Source organism: Paenibacillus oralis (genome assembly GCF_003863965.1).
Classification (GTDB): domain Bacteria; phylum Bacillota; class Bacilli; order Paenibacillales; family Paenibacillaceae; genus Fontibacillus; species Fontibacillus oralis.
In genome coordinates, this window is sequence record NZ_RRCN01000001.1 from 6,402,410 (window position 1) to 6,417,808 (window position 15,399).

The following is a 15,399-nucleotide window of genomic DNA, read 5'->3' on the forward strand; positions in this document are numbered from 1 at the left end:
GTGAAATATGCGTAGTCCCATCGGACAACCTCAGAATATGGGCAAGTTGGTTCAATTGATTCAAAACTCCGTGGTAAAAGGACGAATCCGGTTTGCCGATAAATTAGCCGGACAAAGCGATATCCATTTGCTCAGCGCGCTGGTGCAGTCCTTGTACAAAGAAGGTTATACGGCGTTGGCCAAAGAGCGGATTGTCCTGATTGATCCCGAAACGCTAAGCAAGCCTTCTCCCCCTTTTTTGCAGCTTAGCTATATTTGGGCGGAAATGTGCTACGACGAGGGGCGTTATGCCGAAGCCGCAGCGATTTTTGAGGCGATTGCCGAACAAAGCGGGGACCTGGCCGCCGCCCGCTTCGGCGCGGCCTCCTGTTATTTGCAGGAGGCGATGCAAAACCTGCGGCGCCGAATGGAAATCTACCATCCGCCCGAAGCGGAAAGAATCAAAATCTGCAGGTATTTGGAAGATTTCAACCAAGCCCTGCATATTATTCAAACCTCGGGCTGGCAAACCTATTCGTCTGCGGGGCAAACCGGGCATAAAGCGGCCCGGGCGGCAACGTTGCAGCATTAACATAATGGCAGCCCAGATGCCTTTTTGGCCCCTGGGCTGCCGCGTTCCCGGACCGTTTACACAGTGCAGGATTGCCGGACGATTTCAAGCGCGAATTCCGCCGCTTTAACGATGTCGTCCTTTTTGATTTTTTCCTCTGTTGTATGAATATTCTCGTACCCGATCGCGAGGTTCACGGTCGGGATGCCCAAGCCGTTCAGCACGTTAGCGTCGCTGCCGCCGCCGGAGACGAAGGTATCGCCGGACAAATCTAGCGCTGCCGCCGCCTTCCGGGCAATCTGAAGCCCTTTCTCCTGCTCGGAAATATTGAACCCGCTGTACATGTATTCGCTGTGAAAATTCCCCTTGGCTCCGTAATCCCGGCAAACCGCTTCCACAGCCTCTTTCATTTCCTGCAGCTGCCGTTCCACCTTCGTTTGGGAAAGGCTGCGCGCCTCTCCGTACAATTTGACGTGGTCGGCGACGACATTGGTCGGGCCGCCGCCTTCAAATTTTCCGATATTGGCCGTCGTTTCGTCATCGATACGGCCGAGATTCATCCGGGCAATCGCCTTGCCGGCGACCTGAATCGCGCTGATGCCGTCTTCCGGATTGACCCCGGCATGCGCCGATTTGCCGAAGATTTCGATTTCGACCCGCGCCAGGGTCGGAGCGCCGACGCATATCGTCCCAACTTCGCCGTTCGTATCGAGAGCGAACCCGAATTTGGCGTCCAAATGCTTGACATCAAGCGCTCTTGCGCCTCTCAGGTTCGATTCCTCGCCGGCCGAGATGACGAACTGGATTTTTCCATGGGGGATTTCCCGTTCGCGCAGCACTTGAATCACTTCCAGCAGCACGGCCAGACCGGCCTTGTCGTCCGCGCCCAAAATCGTCGTCCCGTCGCTGCGAATCCATCCGTCTTCGCCCACGACCGGTTTAATACCTTTCCCCGGCTCTACCGTATCCATGTGGCAGGAGAACAGGAACGGCTCGGTGTGAACGCCTTCGCTGGCCTGTAGGGTCGCGATCAAATTGCCGGCGCCGTGGCCGGTCTCTTTTTGGGATTCATCCTCCACTACCTTCAAGCCGAGCTCGGACAACTTGTTTTTCAAGTAATCCGCGATAAGGCGTTCGTGCTTCGTTTCGCTGTCGATTTGCACCAGCTCCAAAAACTGTCCGATGACTCTGGTTGCGTTGATCATTGGACTTTCCTCGCTTTCTTCGTTACGATAGAATAAGTGAAAATATACGTTTATGTTGGAGGAGTTTTCGCTATGCAAAAAAAATGGATGAGAATCGTCGTATATTTGATGCTGTTTGCGATGCTGGCTTCCACGCTGCTCGCTTTTTTGGAGCCACTGTTTATTCGCTACCGTTAGGCGCAAACGCGTCGGACCGCCCGAACACCTCGAAAAACAGCGGAACGATGTCGCGCGCCGTCTCTTCAACGGTAAATTTCCGGCCCGTGACGTCTTCCAGCGAAGTCACCCCGTATTCCTGGATGCCGCAAGGAACGATGCCGCGGAATCCATCCTCCTGGATGCCCGACTTCACGTTTAAAGCGAAACCGTGGCTCGTAATGAAACCTCTTTTATGGCGGCATTTATTAAACTTCACGCCGATGGCGCAAATCTTGACATCCCCGACCCAAACGCCGGTATATTCCGGTTTTCTGCTGCCTTCCACCCCAAAACGGGCCAAATAATTGATAATCACCTGCTCCAGCTGGCGCAGATAACCGTGTAAATCGAGGCCCTGGCCGGCCTCCAGCCAGAGCAGCGGATAACCGACCAGCTGCCCCGGGCCATGGTATGTAATATCTCCGCCGCGGTCGATTTCAAACACGGAAATTGCCCGCTTCTTAAGCTCTTCCGGACCAAGCAGCAAATGCTCGGGGTGGCGCTGGGAACCAATCGTATATGTCGGCGGATGCTGAAGCAGCAGCAGGTGCTCCTGCTGCTGCTCTCCGTCTATCGCTTTAACCAAGCGCTTCTGCAGTTCCCACGCTTCCCCGTACTCCATCATCGGATAATACATCACTTGCAAGGGAATGTTGTTCATCTGCTTTTCGCCTCTTTTTAGGTTGGAATTAGTATACCTGAGTATCCAAAGAGTAGCTTTCCATATTGTCCTTCACCCGCTGCATAAAGCGGCCGCAAATGACGCCGTCCAGGATGCGGTGGTCGAGGGACAGGCAAAGGTTGGCCATGGAACGCACGGCGATCATGTCGTTGATCACGACCGGCCGCTTTACGATCGACTCGAACGTTAAAATAGCGGCTTGCGGATAATTGATGATCGGCTGCGTCAAAATAGAACCGAAGGACCCCGTGTTGTTCACGGTGAACGTTCCGCCCTGCATATCGTCAAGCTTCAGCTTGCCGGAGCGGACTTTGGACGCCAGCTCTTCAATTTCACGGGCCAGGCCGGCGATGTTTTTCTGGTCGGCTTTTTTGATCACAGGCGTCATGACGGAATCTTCGGTGCCTACGGCAAGCGAAATATTGATGTCCCGTTTGACGATGATTTTGTCCACCGCCCAAACCGAGTTCATGATCGGATAATCCTTGATCGCGCCGACGACGGCTTTAAGAAGAAAAGCCAAATACGTTAAGTTGACGCCTTCCTTTTTCTTAAACTCATCCTTCAGCTTATTGCGGAGCTGCACGAGGTTCGTCACGTCCACCTCGATCATCATCCAGCCGTGCGGAATTTCCGACACGCTTTGGCGCATCCGCGTCGCAATCGTGTTGCGGATCGGGGTTACGTCGATGAAATATTCGGACCGGTCGCCATGTTCCACCTCGATCGTCGGAATGCGCGGCGTTTCCGTCAAATGCAGGCCGGAATTGCGCACCGGCTCGGAAACGGCGGCGTTCAGCCCGGCCGGGATCGTACTGGCCGGAGCGGTGTACGGCGTTTGCAGCACCGGTGCCGCCGGCTGCTGCTGCGCCGGCTGACTGGCCGCGGCTCCCGCAGGTGCGGAAGCCGCCGAAGCCGAAGCAGCCCCGCCACGCTCGATATAGGCCAGCACGTCCTTGCGGGTCACGCGCCCGCCCAGCCCGGTGCCGGCGATTTGGCGCAGATCCAGGCCGTGCTCGGCCGCCAGCGTCTGCACCGCCGGCGAGTAACGGCTGCGCAGCGAGCCGTCGCCGGCTGCAGGAATCGGCGCAGGGGCCTGCGCGGAAGCATCCCCGGCCGATACCAGCGAGGTTTCGCCGGCCGGGGATGAAGCGGACTCCGCAGCCGTCTCAATCCGGCAGATAACAACTCCCACCTGGATTTCCTGGCCTTCCTCGGCCAGGATTTCGCCCATAATCCCGTCCACCGTCGACGGAATTTCAGCGTTGACTTTATCCGTGATAACTTCGCAAATCGGTTCGTACTGCTCGACCGGATCTCCCGGCTTTTTCAGCCATTTTCCAATGGTCGCCGAAACGAGCGATTCCGCAAGCTGTGGCAACGCGACGTCGGTTAACGTTTTTTGGTTTGACATCGAATCCTCACTCCCGTTAATAAAGCGCCAATTGAAGCATCGCTTCTTTGACTTTATCCTTGCTAAGCATAAAAAACTTCTCCATCGGCGGGCTGATTGGCATCGCCGGCACGTCCGGCCCGCACAACCTTGCGATCGGCGCGTCCAGCTCAAACAGGCACTCCTCGGAGACAATCGCCGCCACCTCGGCGCCGACGCCGCCGGTTTTGTTGTCCTCGTGCACGATCAGCACCTTGCCGGTTTTGCGGGCCGCCGCAATGATCGCTTCGCGGTCCAGCGGCTGCAGCGTGCGCAAATCCAAAATATGCGCGCTGATCCCCTGCTCCGCCTCCAGTTCTGCGGCGGCCTGCATCGCGAAATGCAGCGGCAGGCTGTAGCCGATCACGGTAATGTCCGTACCTTCGCGCAGCACCTTCGCCTTTCCGATCGGCACGATGTAATCGTCCTCGGGAACATCCTCTTTAATCAGCTTGTAGCATTTCTTGTTTTCAAAGAACAGAACGGGGTCGGGGTCGCGAACGGCCGCTTTCAGCAAGCCTTTTGCATCGTAAGCCGAATAAGGGGCGACGATTTTTAGGCCCGGAGTGCCAAAAAAGATCGATTCCGGGCACTGGGAATGGTACAGCCCGCCAAAAATGCCGCCGCCGATTGGCGCGCGCACCACGACGGGGCAATTCCAGTCGTTATTGGAGCGGTAGCGGATTTTCGCTGCTTCGCTGATAATTTGGTTGGTGGCCGGCAGCATAAAATCCGAATATTGCATTTCGGCGATTGGCTTCATACCGTACATAGCCGCGCCGATCGCTACGCCGGCAATCGCCGATTCCGCCAGCGGCGTATCCATGACGCGCATCTCCCCGAACTGCTCCTGCAGCCCTTTCGTCGTCGTAAACACGCCACCCTTGACGCCGACGTCTTCCCCTAACACAAACACGCTTTCGTCGCGCTCCATTTCTTCTTTCATCGCCAGACGAATCGCGTCGATATATTCCATCACCGGCATAACTTACACCTCTCCTTCGCTGGCGTACACGTGCAGCAGCGTATCCTCCGGTTTCGGGTACGGCGCGCCTTCCGCCGCCTCCAACGCGTCCTTCAACTGCTGCTGGATCTCCTTAAGCATCGCTTCGTCCCGTTCCTCGCTCCACAAGCCGTGTTCGATCAGATAGGATTTCATTTTCGGGATGCCGTCCTTTTTCCAGTTCTCATCAACTTCATCTTTCGTCCGGTATGCCAGATCGTTATCCGAAGTGGAGTGCGGGGACAGGCGGTACATCATCGCTTCGATCAAGGTCGGCCCCTCCCCGTGCACGGCCCGTTCCCTGGCCTCCTTCACGACGCGGTAAACCTCAAGCGCATCGTTGCCGTCAACCCGGATGCCCGGAAAGCCGTAGCCCTGAGCCCGGTCGACCACCCGGCCGCCAAGTTGCTTCTTGATCGGCACGGATATAGCGTATTGGTTGTTTTCGCAGAGGAAGATGACCGGCAGCTTCTGAACGCCGGCAAAGTTCAGGCCTTCATGGAAGTCGCCCTGGTTGCTGGAGCCTTCCCCAAACGTCACATACGAGACAATATCCTTTTTTTGCATTTTGGCGGCTAAAGCAAAGCCAACCGCATGCGGAACCTGCGTTGTTACCGGGCTTGAGCCCGTCACGATGCGCAGCCGTTTGCTGCCGAAGTGGCCCGGCATTTGCCGGCCGCCGCTGTTCGGGTCGCCCGCTTTGGCGAACGCCGACAGCATCAGCTCCTCCAGCGTCATGCCTACCGCCATCACAAAACCGTAGTCGCGGTAATAGGGCAAAAAGTAATCGCGCTCCCGGTCAAGCGCAAACGCTGCAGCGATCTGCGCCGTCTCCTGCCCGATGCCGGAGACATGAAAATTGATTTTTCCCGCCCGCTGCAGCAGCAGACAGCGCTCATCGAATTTGCGCGCGAGCACCATGTATTTGTACATCTCGACAACTTCTTCGTCCGACAATCCGAGTTGCTCATGTTTCGGTTTGGTTTGCACTGAACTTTTGGCGTTCATGGGAGTTACCTCCTTCGTTTAACTTACATTGGGTTGAAAGGCAAGGTTAGCACCTTGTTACATCTAATCTTAAAACCTGGTACTAAGACTTGGAATAACCTTATTATAAACGCTTTTCCGCCAAAAAGAAAACTTTATCCGCGAATGTTTATAAAGAAAGCGAGTTTCCTTCGACAGTCAAGGCCGCTTCCCCGATAATTTCCGAGAGCGTCGGATGGGCAAACACCGCTTGTCCAATCTCCCACGGCGTCGCGTCAAGCAGCTGTGCTAGTGCGGCCTGGCTGATCAGCTCGGTAACATGCGGACCGATCATGTGGACGCCCAAAATATCATTCGTGCGGGCATCGGCGACCATTTTGACGAACCCTCCGCTTTCCCCGTGTACCAGCGCTTTCCCGATCGCTGAAAACGGAACTTTGCCCTCCTTCACTTCATATCCTTTGGCTTTGGCCTCTTTAGCGGTAAGCCCCACTGAAGCGACCTCAGGCCGGGTATAAACGCAGCGCGCCACCTGGGAAGCGTGATAGCCGTATGAGCTCTCTCCGGCCAAATGGTGCACGGCCGTCAATCCTTCATGGCTGGCGGCGTGGGCCAACTGCAAACCGCCGATGCAGTCTCCGATTGCGTAAATATGCGGCTCCGTCGTCTGCATATATTCATTTACCCGGATGAACCCCCGTTCCAAACCGATATCGGTATTTTCCAGGCCGATGTTCTCCACGTTCGCTTGCCGGCCGATCGAAAGCAAAAGCTTGTCCGCCTGCAGCCGCTGCGGCTTCTCTCCCTGCAGTGCCGTTATATGTACCTGCCCCTCCTGAATCTCGCAGGATTCGGGATCCACCTTGACCCCAGTCAGCACTTTTACGCCGCGTTTCTCCAACTGCTTGCGCAGTTCGCGGGCCACATCCTCGTCCTCCGCCGGGAGCAACTGGCCCGCCGCTTCCACGATCGTGACTTCCACCCCGAAATCGCTCAGCAAGGAAGCCCATTCCACGCCGATTACCCCGCCGCCGACGATGATCATCGAACCCGGAAGCTCCTCCAATACGAGCGCCTCATCGCTGCTCAGCACATGCTTCCCGTCAGGAACCAAGCCGGGCAGCGTCCGCGGCCGCGAACCGGTGGCGATGATCAAATTGGCCGGGACGACCGTCTCCATTTCGCCGTCCGCCAGCTCCACGGCAACCGCCCCGCTTTTCGGGGAAAAGATCGAAGGCCCGGTGACCCTGCCCTTTCCTTGAATCACCTTGATGTTGTGCTTGCGCATCAAATATTGAACGCCTTTGTGCAACTGCTCGACAATTTGCCGTTTTCGCTCCTGCACTTTGGGGAACACCAAAGTCAGCCCACTCGTCTCAATGCCGAAAGCGGCGCTTTCCTTCATTTGCGCATACAGCTCCGCGCTGCGCAGCAGCGCCTTGCTCGGAATGCAGCCGCGGTGCAAGCAGGTTCCGCCCAGCTTGTCCTGTTCGATGATTACGACCTCTTTGCCGAGTTGGGCGGCACGAATTGCGGCGATGTAACCTCCAGTGCCTCCTCCTAAAACCGCCACATCACATTGGATTGCCATGATCAAATCTCCACCATTCTTTTTAAAATCGCTATATATAAGTCCCATGCGTCTACGCCACAAATCCAATTCCTATTTTACCTTGTTTTGCCCTTAATACAAATCCGCCCTGAAATGGACAGAACATGCCGAACAAGGTATGATGAAGAGGAACGCCATTTCTGATCGGAAAGGACGACCCTGCTCCATGAAGCTGATGATTTCCCGGTTCATTGCGATTCTAATGCTGGTTGTACCAGGTATCGCCGCCATGACCGGGTTCCTTAAAATAAAGGATGCCCTATTTGATTATATGTCCAAACACGGCGACGATTCGCTAACCAAAGTCACGTTCGATTGGCTTCAATTTGGGCTTGGATTGCTGCTGTTTGCCGCGGGCGTCGGCTTTTTGGGCGGCTGGATTTTTTTTCGTGACCGTAAGCGCAATTACGTAGGCCCGAGATTCCGCAAAAAAGAACCCGCGCAAGCCGAGCAAAATCAACATGAATAAAAGCTGTCCCCGCGAAGTTGCTCCTTCGAAACGGGACAGCTTTTTGGTTTATTCGTATAGCGCTTCCTTCAGTTTGCTCGACATCCGCGCCCCGTTCCGGGAAGCGCGCAGCAGGGCCTTCCGCAGCCGGATGTTCTCCGCCGCCAGATTTTCCGCCTGGGCGATCATTTCGCGCACGAGCTGTCTGTCCGCTTCGCTTAATTCGGGACGCTCCGCCAACCCCCGGCAGGATTCCAAATCCAACTCCCAATCGTTATCCATCATAACCCATCCTTTCCTAATCGCATTTAGCATGCTGGATCGCCTGGGTAAGCAGCGAGATGACATGCTCGTCATCACAGCTATAGTACAGCGTGTTTGCTTCCCTGCGGTATTTCACCAGACGCAAATTCCTCAGTGTGCTAAGCTGATGGGATACCGCCGATTGCGACAGGTTCAGCACCTCCGACATATGCGTCACCGAGCACTCCTCTTCGGAGAGCAAATACAAAATTTTAATTCGGGTAGGATCCGACAGAGCTTTAAAAATCGTCGAAACTTTTTCGATTGTATCCGGACTCAAAAACGAATGCACATCTTTTTCCATCAAATCTGCCTCCAGCAATCATTGTACATGAGCATATGTTCATTGGCAGAATATATCTGCGGGCCCATCTTGTCAACCTTCAAAAATGAAAAGCGGCCGCTTCCCGGCTGCAACTGAGCGCCTTTGCATTTGAAACGTACCACTCATAACGTCTACTTTCCGCATCGCGCAATTGCAAGCTACAAGAAGATTGCTATGTAATCTTCGAGCTTTACTTTTTAGTGGTGAAACATGAAAATATTAATATATTCCAAGTTCGAGCCGTTAACTCTAGACGTATTAGCAAACCTTATCACTAAACAAAAAACAGCTGATTTGTAGAAGAATAAGGAGGGCCCCGCCATGCGCAACCTGTCATTCCGCCCGGACGGAACATTCACCATCGTCCAGTTTACCGATTTGCACTGGAGCGGTACGGAGCACGACGAGCGTACAGCCCGGTTAATGAAGGATATTTTACGTAAAACAGGGCCGGACCTGGTGCTGTTTACCGGGGACGTCATTCATTATGAGGATTGTCCCGATCCGATTACCGCCTACAGCAATGCAGTAGCCGCCGTCCTGGAAGCCGGCATGCCATGGGCTGCTATCTTCGGCAATCATGACGCCGGACACTCGCTCTCCGCTAAACATGAACTGATCCGCCTGCAGCAAAGTGTCCCTCGCTGTCTGACGGAGGAAGGGCCAGAGCTGGGAAACCGCTTGGGGCACACGGTTATCCTGCTGCAATCAGCCGAAGGAGCCCCGGCGGCTGCCCTTTATTTATTCGACTCCGGGAGCAATGCGGCTCATCCGCCCGGCGGCTTCGAGTGGATTACCCACGGGCAAATCGGCTGGTATCTGGAGCAATCTGCTGCGCTTGCAGAGGTGAACGGCGGGCAGGCTGTGCCGTCACTTGCTTTTTTGCACATTCCCCTGCCGGAATACAATGAATTATGGGACTACCATGTATGTTACGGACACAATTACGAAGGGATGGGCTGTCCCAAGGTGAACTCCGGTTTGTTCGCCTCCTTCGTGGACAGGCAGGATGTCAAGGGTGTCTTCTGCGGGCATGATCATGTGAATGATTTCTGGGGTGAGCTGCAGGGCATCCGCCTGCATTACGGGCGGGCTACCGGCTACAACAGCTATGGACGCGAGGGGTTCCCGCGGGGAGCGCGGGTGATTCAGCTGCGGGAGAACGGGGCTGCATTCGACAGCTGGCTTGCGCTTGAAGGCGGCGAAACGCAGCTTACGCAGCCTGAGCATCAGCCGGAGAAGGTGTGGAAGCGGATTTAATGGTGCCCAGCAGCCATGCAGGGATCTCGCGCTTTATGGCCATCTTGCGGCTCAAACGGCTACGTGCACAACGCCGTTCAACCGTGGGCCGCTTGTCTTGGCTCGGTCCATTTTTGCCGTTATTTTCCCCACCCCGTAATAAGAAAAACGCCTGACGGCGTCCTTTTTATTCTAGCTCTATTAATGGCTCTGACTTCTACTTTGGACGCTGCTCTAACGGACACCAGTGACCTTATCCGCCCATTTCCCGGGTATTTCCCAGGCTAACGGACACACATGACCCTATTCCACTCTAAACCAGTTCATCCAGGCCGATTTGAGGTAAATAAGAGCATCTGTGTCCGTTACATTTTGCAAACCTCCGTTTTTCCGAAAATAACGGCTCTGGTGTCCCTTAGCCCCCAGACTCCTTTTCTCCCCCTCTCTCTACCTACGCATCGCCCACTACCCTACCCGAAATTTTATAAATTCTGGCGCGCAATGTTAAAAAAACACCGCTCCTTTACCGGTTTCCGAAGGAACCAATAAATAAGCGGTATTTTGGTTTACTACTCAAAAGTTTGTCGGTATAAAAACGGCATTTTCGGATATTCGTCGCCAAAATCGAACTGGCTGGATGCCGTTTCCAAAATCCGAAATCCATTGTCGTACCTCTACTCCCTATCCTTTCAAGACACTTTGTGCTCAATTCTCAGCTTGTCGGCCACCATCGCGATAAACTCGCTGTTCGTTGGTTTGGATTTGGAAATGTTGATCGTGTAGCCGAACAGATGGCTGATGGAATCAATGTTGCCCCGCGTCCAGGCGACTTCAATCGCATGCCGGATGGCGCGTTCCACACGGGATGGTGTGGTTTTGAACTTCTCCGCGATCGCGGGATACAGCGTTTTCGTGATAGCGCCCAAAATTTCGATGTTGTTGTAGACCATCGTGATGGCTTCGCGCAAATACTGGTAACCCTTAATATGCGCAGGAACTCCGATTTCATGAATGATCGAAGTAATATTCGCATCCAGGTTTTTGCCTTTGCCAAGCGGAACTACATTCGATTTCGCAAAAGCTGCCGCAGGAGCCCCGCTTGTCGTCATATGCTGTACGCCAACGAGCTGACGAATTCGATTGGCGAGCACCTCCATGTCAAACGGCTTCAAAATGTAGTAAGAAGCGCCGAGCTGGACGGCACGCTGCGTAATGTTCTCTTGCCCGAAAGCGGTCAGCATGATGATTTTGGGCTGCGGATTCAGATTCAAATCACGGATACGTTCCAACACACCCAGACCATCCAGGTGCGGCATGATGATATCCAGGATCAGAACATCCGGTACTTTGGCCGCGTTTTCGATCATCTCCAGCACTTCTTCTCCGTTATAGGCGATTCCAGAGACGATCATATCGTCCTGCTCCGAAATATATTCCGCAAGCAAATTCGTAAATTCTCGGTTATCATCCGCCAACAACACTTCGATTTTTTGCACTTTCCAACTTCCTCCTTCAGGTAAATGGATAGGTTTTTTTGTTGTTCTCTTCTTCCCAGAATAAGGATTCGACACGCAAAAGTAAATTCCTTCTGTCGAAAATTATTTTTCTTTATTTTTTTGCGGTGTTAAGATATAATTAAATATTTATTTACACAAAGCGATGTTGTTCGTATGTTTTCGACAAACCTATACACCGTTTTGCTTGCCGGATGTCGATAAAAAGAAAAAAATCTTAAGGCTTTAGCTCGCCTTAAGATTTTGGAAAGTGTTCTGTTGACGTTCCAATATTCCCGCGTCCTGCAGCATCCATTCAATAAAACAGCCGTAGCCGGATTTCGGATCGTTCACAAACACATGGGTTACGGCGCCGATCAGCTTTCCGTTTTGCATAATCGGGCTGCCGCTCATACCTTGTACGATCCCGCCGGTTTTCGCCACCAGCCGGGGATCCGTGATCCTCAGAACCAGCCCTTTTGTTTCCGGCACGCTTTGTTTGGACACATGCACGATCTCGACTTTAAAACGTTCGACCCGCTGGCCTTCCACAACCGTTAAAATTTCAGCGGGACCTTCTTTGACCTCCTCCGCAAACGCTACGGGCACCGGTTTCTGGTAAACGCTATGCTCCGGATTTTGCGTCATCTTGCCGCAAATTCCAAAATGCGTATTGCGTTCGATATTGCCGAGCGTTTTGCCTTCCTTCAGAAAATGAGCGCGTTTCTCGCCGGGCTCCCCGCTTTCGCTTTTGGAAATCGAGGTAACGCTGGACTGCAAAATTTGACCGCTGCCCACGACAATCGGCGTTTGGGTATTCATATCGGTAATAATATGCCCTAACGCCCCGTATACACCTTGCTCAGGAGCATAAAACGTCAAAGTGCCTACCCCTGCCGCCGAATCGCGTATATACAGCCCCAGCCGCCATGCGTGATCCTGCTTGTCGAAAGCCGGAGTTAAAGAAGTCGTGTATTCCTTGCTGTCCCGTTTGTAGGTCACCTGCATCGGTCGTTTGTTTTTACCAGCCTCTTCGGCGATTTCGGCCACATCCCGAACATCCTTCAACTTAATGCCGTTGATGTGCGTGATCAAATCTCCAGCTTGAATTCCAGCCACTTCACCGGGAGACAGCTTGTTCGTCTCCGTGATCACCTGATGGTGGCCAACCACCAAAATTCCTGCGGATTTTACTTTTACCCCAATCGTTTGGCCGCCGGGAATCACTTTCAAATCAGGAATTACGTTGACCTTTACGGTCTTAAGAGGAATTTGACCGAATAATTTCATGCGGAGTTTGGCTTCTCCGCTCCGAAGCGACGAAAGCTTGAGCGGATGTCCCAAAGACACTTTCATGGAAGGGTTAGGCTGTCCGTTTAATCGGATGACATCCGGCCGATCCACACTGACTTCGGCCTGTACGGGCAGCGCTAACGAAATTTGCGTGCCTTGACCTTGGAACAGGCGCAGCTCGTCCGGCAGAACAGGCGCTTCCCCCTTCGCTGCGGACGTACCGATGAAACAAAAGAAGAAAGCAAGTAAAAGACCGAGCATTCTTTTCCTGAGGTTCGGGTTCAATGGCTGTCACGCTCCCTTAGCTTCTTTCGCTTGACGAAAAGGTGGTCGCCAATTGCGTACCTTTAAGATACCCCGGGGCAGGTCTTTTATTACTGTCAATCATTGTGCCGTACTTAATAAACCATCCTTCTGCGCCTGTGCCAGCTTCAGCATTTCATGGGCATGGTGCCGTGTCTTTTTCGTGATTTCCACGCCGCCCAGCATACGGGCAAGCTCGTTTACGCGTCCGGCTTTATCCAACGGGTTCACGCGGGTCATCGTGCGGCCATCGTCCACAACTTTTTCGATCAAATACTGACGGTCCGCCATACAAGCCACCTGAGGAAGATGCGTAATGGCAAAAACCTGGCACGTGCCGGACAGACGCGACAGCTTGTTGGCGATCGATTGGGCGGCGCGCCCGCTGACCCCCGTGTCCACTTCGTCAAAAATCAATACAGGCACTTGATCATGGCGGGCAAAAATGCTCTTCAGCGCCAGCATCATCCGTGACAATTCCCCGCCGGAGGCGATTTTGCTCAGCGGTCTTAGCGGTTCCCCCGGGTTGGGAGAAATAAGGAATTCCGCGCTGTCGATCCCCTGCTTGCCGGGCTTTACTTTTTTGCCTTGCCAATCCAGGCCTTGCGGGTCTTCATTCCAGGTTAGTTTGACCTGCAAACTGGTTCGTTCCATTTGCAAATCCTTCAATTCGCTTTCGATTTGCCCAGCAAGCTCTTCGGCGATTTGCTGCCGCACCGCGCTTAATTCGGCAGCCTCCGCCAACAGCTTGGACGTCATTTCCGAACGTTTGGCCTGCAGTTGCTCCAGCAGTTCATCCTTATTTTCAAGCGTGTCGGCTTCCTTGCGGATTTTTTCGAAATAATCCAATATCCCCTGAACATCGTCTCCATATTTGCGCCGCAGGGTGGAAATCAAGTCAAGCCGTTCCTCCACTTCCTCCAGCCGTTCGGGGTTAAATTCGATGCGCTCCCGGTACCCCCGCAAACCGTATGCGGCGTCCTCCAATTGGTAATAAGCGGACTGCAGCTGTTCAACCAGCGGAGCAATCCCTTTACTGTCATAACCTGCGACTTCGTTTAGGCGGGCGATCGCCTTGGCGATGGCATCGAGGCCTTGCGGCCCGTACAGCAGCTCGTAAGCCCGGGACACCGAGTCCATCATCTTCTCGCTATGGGATAGCTTGACCTTTTCCTCGTTCAACCATTCATCTTCCCCCGGTTTCAGGGCGGCCGCGGCGATTTCGTTGATCTGGAACCGGTACAGATCCAGCATTTGCAGCGCCTGCTGGCTCGTATTGCGAAGGTCGCTGTATTCTTTATCGATACGGACAAATTCGGCATAGGTCTGCTGATATTTCGTTTTGATCGGTTCGATCACATTAGCGCCGTAGGCGTCCAGCAGCTCCAAGTGGCGCTCCGGACGGAGCAACGTCTGGTGTTCGTGCTGCCCGTGCAAATTGATTAATTCGTCACCGACTTCGCGCAGCATCGACAGATTGACGAGCTGGCCGTTGATTCTGGCAGAGCTTTTCCCCTGCATGCTGATTTCCCGGCGGATAATCAGCAGTTCTCCGGAATCGCCGCCGATGCCCAGCCGGTTTAACGTAGCCCAAACCGGGTGATGTTCCGGCAAATCAAAGGAAGCTTCCATTTCGGCCTTATCGCAGCCGTAACGAATCAAGTCGGCCGAGCCGCGGCCTCCGGCGATCAATCCAAGCGCATCGATAATGATCGATTTGCCGGCGCCCGTTTCGCCCGTCAGCACATGAAAACCGGAAGCAAACGAAATATCCACCGCTTCAACAACCGCCAAATTGCGAATCGATAAATGAACTAACACGTGAAGGCCACTCCCCTCTTTAATCAGAGATCTTCAGATCCTCAGGATTCACCCGGAAATATAACTCATGATCTGCTCAATCACGTATAAGCTGTACTCCTCACTGCGGCAGATCAGCAAAATCGTATCATCCCCGCAAATCGTCCCGAGCAGGTCGGGCCACTCCATGTTATCGATCAGAACCGCCACCGAGTTTGCCGTCCCCGGAAGGCATTTCATCACGACCAGATTACCCGTATGATCGATATGTACAAAGCTGTCGATCAAGGCCCGCTGCAATTTCTGCACGGGATTGTAGCGCTGTGCGGTCGGCATCGAGTATTTGTATCTGCCGTCATCGGTCGGCACCTTGATCAGCATCAATTCCTTAATATCGCGGGATACCGTTGCCTGCGTCACCTGGTAACCGGCCTCGCGCAAAGCTTCCACCAGTTCGTCTTGGGTTTCAATTTCCTTCGCTGCGATGATCTCGCGGATTTTAATATGTCGTTGTCCTTTCATAAAT

General features: G+C 53.7%; 16 protein-coding genes. 4 read left to right on the forward strand and 12 right to left on the reverse strand.

Features of this window, described 5'->3' with window-relative positions; translation table 11 throughout:
* The first annotated feature begins 7 nt into the window (after positions 1-7).
* On the forward strand, positions 8-571 hold the full coding sequence (locus EHV15_RS28590; RefSeq protein ID WP_128634230.1) for a tetratricopeptide repeat protein: 564 nt from the start codon (positions 8-10) through the stop codon (positions 569-571).
* Positions 572-627: 56 nt separating this feature from the next.
* Here the strand turns inward: EHV15_RS28590 and EHV15_RS28595 are convergent, their stop codons facing one another.
* Positions 628-1,755 (reverse strand): M20/M25/M40 family metallo-hydrolase, encoded by a 1,128-nt coding sequence (locus tag EHV15_RS28595; RefSeq protein ID WP_128634231.1) that lies wholly within the window; start codon positions 1,753-1,755, stop codon positions 628-630.
* Positions 1,756-1,827: 72 nt separating this feature from the next.
* Here EHV15_RS28595 and prli42 point away from each other — a divergent pair, with 72 nt between their 5' ends.
* Positions 1,828-1,932: a stressosome-associated protein Prli42 gene (gene prli42 / locus EHV15_RS28600; RefSeq protein ID WP_128634232.1), complete on the forward strand. Its 105-nt coding sequence runs from the start codon at positions 1,828-1,830 to the stop codon at positions 1,930-1,932.
* On the opposite strand, the gene lipB is transcribed toward prli42, so the two are convergent.
* The 5 genes from lipB to lpdA all read right to left on the reverse strand — a co-directional run bounded on the left by lipB (position 1,916) and on the right by lpdA (position 7,648).
* Positions 1,916-2,614 carry a lipoyl(octanoyl) transferase LipB gene (gene lipB, locus EHV15_RS28605; protein ID WP_128634233.1) on the reverse strand — a complete coding sequence of 233 codons (699 nt, stop codon included), beginning with the start codon at positions 2,612-2,614 and terminating at the stop codon, positions 1,916-1,918. The genes prli42 and lipB overlap by 17 nt on opposite strands.
* A gap of 28 nt (positions 2,615-2,642) precedes the next feature.
* A complete protein-coding gene (locus EHV15_RS28610) occupies positions 2,643-4,049 on the reverse strand; it encodes a dihydrolipoamide acetyltransferase family protein (RefSeq protein WP_128634234.1) in 1,407 nt (468 codons plus the stop codon).
* A gap of 16 nt (positions 4,050-4,065) precedes the next feature.
* Positions 4,066-5,052 carry an alpha-ketoacid dehydrogenase subunit beta gene (locus EHV15_RS28615; RefSeq protein WP_128634235.1) on the reverse strand — a complete coding sequence of 329 codons (987 nt, stop codon included), beginning with the start codon at positions 5,050-5,052 and terminating at the stop codon, positions 4,066-4,068.
* 3 nt (positions 5,053-5,055) lie between these two features.
* Positions 5,056-6,078, reverse strand: a complete 1,023-nt coding sequence (locus EHV15_RS28620) for a thiamine pyrophosphate-dependent dehydrogenase E1 component subunit alpha (protein WP_128634236.1) — start codon at positions 6,076-6,078, stop codon at positions 5,056-5,058.
* A gap of 148 nt (positions 6,079-6,226) precedes the next feature.
* Complete coding sequence (lpdA, locus tag EHV15_RS28625) at positions 6,227-7,648, reverse strand: dihydrolipoyl dehydrogenase (RefSeq protein ID WP_128634237.1); 1,422 nt, start codon at positions 7,646-7,648, stop codon at positions 6,227-6,229.
* Between the two features lie 187 nt (positions 7,649-7,835).
* Between lpdA and EHV15_RS28630 the strand changes: the two genes are divergently transcribed.
* Positions 7,836-8,138: a DUF2627 domain-containing protein gene (locus EHV15_RS28630; RefSeq protein ID WP_128634238.1), complete on the forward strand. Its 303-nt coding sequence runs from the start codon at positions 7,836-7,838 to the stop codon at positions 8,136-8,138.
* Between the two features lie 48 nt (positions 8,139-8,186).
* Here EHV15_RS28630 and EHV15_RS28635 read toward each other — a convergent pair whose 3' ends face one another.
* Both EHV15_RS28635 and EHV15_RS28640 read right to left on the reverse strand, forming a co-directional pair.
* Positions 8,187-8,402, reverse strand: a complete 216-nt coding sequence (locus EHV15_RS28635; RefSeq protein ID WP_246061817.1) for a hypothetical protein — start codon at positions 8,400-8,402, stop codon at positions 8,187-8,189.
* 13 nt (positions 8,403-8,415) lie between these two features.
* Positions 8,416-8,724 carry an ArsR/SmtB family transcription factor gene (locus tag EHV15_RS28640; protein WP_128634239.1) on the reverse strand — a complete coding sequence of 103 codons (309 nt, stop codon included), beginning with the start codon at positions 8,722-8,724 and terminating at the stop codon, positions 8,416-8,418.
* Positions 8,725-9,066: 342 nt separating this feature from the next.
* On the opposite strand from EHV15_RS28640, the gene EHV15_RS28645 reads away from it, so the two are divergent.
* The gene (locus EHV15_RS28645) at positions 9,067-10,005 is read left to right on the forward strand and encodes a metallophosphoesterase family protein (protein ID WP_128634240.1); all 939 of its coding nucleotides are present in this window, start codon (positions 9,067-9,069) and stop codon (positions 10,003-10,005) included.
* Between the two features lie 668 nt (positions 10,006-10,673).
* On the opposite strand, the gene spo0A is transcribed toward EHV15_RS28645, so the two are convergent.
* The 4 genes from spo0A to ahrC form a co-directional block, all read right to left on the reverse strand.
* On the reverse strand, positions 10,674-11,480 hold the full coding sequence (spo0A, locus tag EHV15_RS28650; RefSeq protein ID WP_128634241.1) for a sporulation transcription factor Spo0A: 807 nt from the start codon (positions 11,478-11,480) through the stop codon (positions 10,674-10,676).
* 243 nt (positions 11,481-11,723) lie between these two features.
* A complete protein-coding gene (gene spoIVB / locus EHV15_RS28655; RefSeq protein ID WP_128634242.1) occupies positions 11,724-13,055 on the reverse strand; it encodes a SpoIVB peptidase in 1,332 nt (443 codons plus the stop codon).
* 99 nt (positions 13,056-13,154) lie between these two features.
* Entirely contained in the window at positions 13,155-14,894 is a 1,740-nt protein-coding gene (recN, locus tag EHV15_RS28660) for a DNA repair protein RecN (RefSeq protein ID WP_128634243.1), read from the reverse strand.
* A 48-nt stretch (positions 14,895-14,942) separates the two neighbouring features.
* Positions 14,943-15,395 carry a transcriptional regulator AhrC/ArgR gene (gene ahrC, locus EHV15_RS28665; protein ID WP_128634244.1) on the reverse strand — a complete coding sequence of 151 codons (453 nt, stop codon included), beginning with the start codon at positions 15,393-15,395 and terminating at the stop codon, positions 14,943-14,945.
* Positions 15,396-15,399: the final 4 nt, after the last annotated feature.

Coding starts and splice junctions, on each gene's coding strand:
- EHV15_RS28590 (WP_128634230.1), top strand. CDS start 8: ATGCGTAGTCCCATCGGACAACCTCAGAATATGGGCAAGTTGGTTCAA.
- EHV15_RS28595 (WP_128634231.1), bottom strand. CDS start 1,755: ATGATCAACGCAACCAGAGTCATCGGACAGTTTTTGGAGCTGGTGCAA.
- prli42 (WP_128634232.1), top strand. CDS start 1,828: ATGCAAAAAAAATGGATGAGAATCGTCGTATATTTGATGCTGTTTGCG.
- lipB (WP_128634233.1), bottom strand. CDS start 2,614: ATGAACAACATTCCCTTGCAAGTGATGTATTATCCGATGATGGAGTAC.
- EHV15_RS28610 (WP_128634234.1), bottom strand. CDS start 4,049: ATGTCAAACCAAAAAACGTTAACCGACGTCGCGTTGCCACAGCTTGCG.
- EHV15_RS28615 (WP_128634235.1), bottom strand. CDS start 5,052: ATGCCGGTGATGGAATATATCGACGCGATTCGTCTGGCGATGAAAGAA.
- EHV15_RS28620 (WP_128634236.1), bottom strand. CDS start 6,078: ATGAACGCCAAAAGTTCAGTGCAAACCAAACCGAAACATGAGCAACTC.
- lpdA (WP_128634237.1), bottom strand. CDS start 7,648: ATGGCAATCCAATGTGATGTGGCGGTTTTAGGAGGAGGCACTGGAGGT.
- EHV15_RS28630 (WP_128634238.1), top strand. CDS start 7,836: ATGAAGCTGATGATTTCCCGGTTCATTGCGATTCTAATGCTGGTTGTA.
- EHV15_RS28635 (WP_246061817.1), bottom strand. CDS start 8,402: ATGATGGATAACGATTGGGAGTTGGATTTGGAATCCTGCCGGGGGTTG.
- EHV15_RS28640 (WP_128634239.1), bottom strand. CDS start 8,724: ATGGAAAAAGATGTGCATTCGTTTTTGAGTCCGGATACAATCGAAAAA.
- EHV15_RS28645 (WP_128634240.1), top strand. CDS start 9,067: ATGCGCAACCTGTCATTCCGCCCGGACGGAACATTCACCATCGTCCAG.
- ahrC (WP_128634244.1), bottom strand. CDS start 15,395: ATGAAAGGACAACGACATATTAAAATCCGCGAGATCATCGCAGCGAAG.